Origin of the sequence: Streptomyces alkaliphilus, assembly GCF_014141535.1 — a bacterium.
Taxonomy (GTDB): Bacteria; Actinomycetota; Actinomycetes; order Streptomycetales; family Streptomycetaceae; genus Streptomyces; species Streptomyces alkaliphilus.
In genome coordinates, this window is record NZ_VKHT01000602.1 from 1 (window position 1) to 3,239 (window position 3,239).

5 protein-coding genes are annotated in these 3,239 nt (G+C 69.0%); all 5 read right to left on the reverse strand.

Translation table 11 applies throughout. The annotated features are described in order from the left end of the window. On the reverse strand, positions 1-782 hold a 782-nt coding region (locus tag FNQ90_RS17295; protein WP_182607210.1), incomplete at its 3' end, for an endonuclease/exonuclease/phosphatase family protein. Then, positions 779-1,393 carry a dTMP kinase gene (gene tmk, locus FNQ90_RS17300; RefSeq protein ID WP_182607211.1) on the reverse strand — a complete coding sequence of 205 codons (615 nt, stop codon included), beginning with the start codon at positions 1,391-1,393 and terminating at the stop codon, positions 779-781. The genes FNQ90_RS17295 and tmk, both read right to left, overlap by 4 nt. Continuing rightward, positions 1,390-2,502, reverse strand: coding sequence for a radical SAM protein (locus tag FNQ90_RS17305; protein ID WP_182607212.1), 1,113 nt, complete (start codon positions 2,500-2,502; stop codon positions 1,390-1,392). Before FNQ90_RS17305 ends, tmk begins: the two co-directional genes overlap by 4 nt. Positions 2,503-2,614: 112 nt before the next feature. Then, a complete protein-coding gene (locus FNQ90_RS17310) occupies positions 2,615-2,857 on the reverse strand; it encodes a hypothetical protein (protein ID WP_182607213.1) in 243 nt (80 codons plus the stop codon). A gap of 160 nt (positions 2,858-3,017) precedes the next feature. Then, a partial coding sequence (locus tag FNQ90_RS17315) for a hypothetical protein (protein WP_182607214.1) occupies positions 3,018-3,239 on the reverse strand: 222 nt, incomplete at its 5' end.

A 3,239-nucleotide genomic window follows, 5' to 3' on the forward strand; every position in this document is an offset into this window, starting at 1 on the left:
GAGTCGGCACGCGGGGGTGGGAGCACCGGGGCGAGGCGCAGTCGCACCGACAGAGCCGAGTGGTCGGTCAGCCGGTCCGGTCCCGTGCGCGGCTCGTGCACGTAGGCGCATCCTCCCAGCGTTACCCGGACTGATGCCGACACATGGGCATGGTCGTATCGGTAGCCGTCCCCGGTGCGGCCAACCCAGGAGTATTCGAGTGCTGTCGGGTGCAGTGCACGGAAGGCGTCCTCATATCCGGCCCGCGCGAACCAGTCGTAGAACTGGTACTCAAATCCCCGGAAGAAGCGGTAGCGGGGGGAGTGAGCGGGTTCGAGGACGTTGTAGTCCCCAAGGACGATCCGTGATCCTGTTCGTCCATCCGGCAGGGCGGTGCGGCATTCTTCCAGGAAGCGCCGCTTGCGTTCGACCTTCCGCGGCGAGGAGTCGCGGGAGGGTACGTACAGACCGATGACCTCCAGCGGCCCTTCCCGGGTTTCCACACTCACGCCGACCGCCCGGTGGGGCAGGTAGTCAACCATGCGGGATCGGGGAGTCATAGCAAGGCGACTCACGATCATCACTCCGCGCTCGCCCCCCTCCGGCCGGGGAAACACCACCCCGTATCCGGCAGCGGTGAATCGCTCCGCCAGCAAAGCACAGCCGGCGCTGTCAACGGTCTCCGTGAGGACGAGCGTCTGCTCCGGCCGTGAGGTGAGGTAGGCGAACTGCCGTTCCGCTCGTTCCCGGCTGGGCGCGTTCAGGTTGAACGTCAGCACGTCACACGTACTCGGGTTGGTCATGAACCGCCCTTCATCCACGATCCCCTGATGGCCGCCACCACGGCTTCGGCGATCTCATCGGGGCTGTCGCTGCCGGCGTCGAGTTGGAGGACTCGTACGCCGGCGGCTCTGAGGAACCTAGCGGCCTCGCGGAAGGCCGCGCATTCCCGCTCGCTGCTCCGGGGCTCCCGCTCGTACCGGCTGTGTGCTCCTCGGCCCGTCAGCCGTTCCTCGACCACGTCCGAGCGGGCATTGAGGATGACTGCCAGGTCCGGCATGTCGGCGTGCCTGTTGAGCTCCCAGACCACGTCACGACTCACGCCGTCGAGGACCTGGAGGACCAGGGAGGAGGCGATGTACCGGTCACAGATGACCGCCTCTCCGCGTGTGACCGCCGGGCGGATCTCCTGTTCCACATGCATGTACCGGTCGGCGGCGATCAGGCACGCCATCGTCATTCCCCGGTAGGTCTCCGTGCCCGTGCGCGCGAGCCGGCCGAGCGGTGTCCCGCTCGGCTCCCGGGTCTGGTGCACCGGGATACCGGCGGCCTGCAACTCCTCGGCGACCAGGGCTGTGACCGTGGACTTGCCCACACCGCCGGGCCCGTCGATCGTGACGAACAGCCCGGTCATGAGGTGGTCACCAGGGGCAGGATTCGGGACTCGTCCGGGACGACGGGACACTGCTCGGTGTCCACCGCTCCGATCCGTTCCCCGGCGGCCACCACGGCGGCGGGGCACCCCTTCCCGCAGTCGGATGCCATCGAGCACCCGCCGCATGTCGGGTTCGCCCCCATCCGCCAACGGTCCGAGAACCGGCCGTACGCCTCCAGCCGGGCCGCGATGTCGTGGTGTTCCCACACGTTGCCGACCAGGAAGTCGGTGTCCGGGTGCCGGCTCACCCGGGTGCGGGCGGCGAACACCAGGTAGGGGCAGATCGCCACGCCACCGTCGGTGAAGACGTAGATGATCGTGCCCGCCTCGCAGCCCGCCAGGGGTTTGTCGTCGTTGGGGAACCGGATGAGGGTCACGTCCAGGTCCTCATCGGCGAACGGCATGGCCAGGTCCCGGATGTGCCGCATGTGGTCGTCCGGGCGGCGAAGCTTCTGTGAGGCACGTGATGCGCCTCGTCCCATTGAGCCGAGCGGGTTCATCAACACGTACTTTGCCCCCTGCTCCTTGGCGAAGGCGCAGAGCCGGGCGTACTCCTCCTCCCGGGCAAGGTTGTTCGGCGTGCACAACAGCCCTTGAAGGATTCCGGCTTTCGCGAACTCCCTGATGGTGTCGATGGTCTCCTGGAAGCCTTCCTTGCGGCCCCGGAAGACACCGTGGGAGTCGGCCGAGAACCCGTCGAGGGAGACGTTCATGTGCGTGTCCAACTCGGCCAGGCGCTCGATTTGGTGAGGAGTGGGCATCGTCGCGTTCGTGCACACACCGACGTCCATGCCGGCCGCTCGGAACTCCGCAACGATCTGGATGAGGTCGGCGTGCATGAAGGGCTCGCCGCCTGTCAGGGTCACGCGCTTCACCCGTGCCGCTTCGAGCTGCGGGATGAGCCGGTTCTTGATCGAGGCCAACGGCATGTAGGCACCGCGCTTCGTGGCCGAGACGAAGCAGTGCTTGCATGTCTCGTTGCACGGCTCACAGATTTGGATCAACGCCTTGCGGTGCCGGCGGTCAACTGTGGTGCGGAAGTAACAGGACGCGGCCTGCTCTCCGGTGATGATCGGTCGTGCGGTCACATGATCCTCCACAGGTAGGGGGAGTCCGCTTCCGGTGAGCGCGGCAGCCTCACCGGGTGGGGTTGGCACCGGGCCGAGGGCGGAGGGCAACCATCCGTCCCCGGCCCGGGGTTCAGGGGCGCCCGGCGGTTTCCTCGGCCACCAGCGAGCGCAGTCGGGACAGGCAGTCGACGCAGCCGTACATGTCGGCCCGGGTGACGCCGACCTCCACGGGACCGATCCACTGGACCGGCAGGTTCCGGCGGTCGCAGCCGAGCCAGCACCGACCCTGCTGCCACCAGCCGGGACCCGGCCCGCCGTCCAGGAGGGGCCCGGGCTTCCTGCCGATCACCGCGGCGTGGAGGGGCCGGGGCACGGTGCGCCCCCGGTCCGGCCCGGCGGCTTCCGGCGGGCGCGGAGGCAGGAGGGACAGGCGAAGATCAGCCGGGCGGCGGGGCTGGAGCCGCTGTCACGTCCGCCGATGACGCCCGGGTCCCCGGTGGCGCGGTAGGGCGGCGGGCACCAGGTGCAGACCCTCATGACACGTCGGGGCAGGGCAGGAAGCGGTACACCGGCACCGGGGCGCTCTCGCGCGGAACGAGGGTCACACCGCCATCGAGGAGGACCCGGGTGCCCCACTCTTCCCGGCGCAGATCCACCACCGCGCGCAGGGCCCCGCCGAGGTAGCGTCGGGTCCCGCTGCCGGACCCGGGTGGTCTGCACTCGCACGGCTCGAAGGGGACCGGACGGGTCGGGGG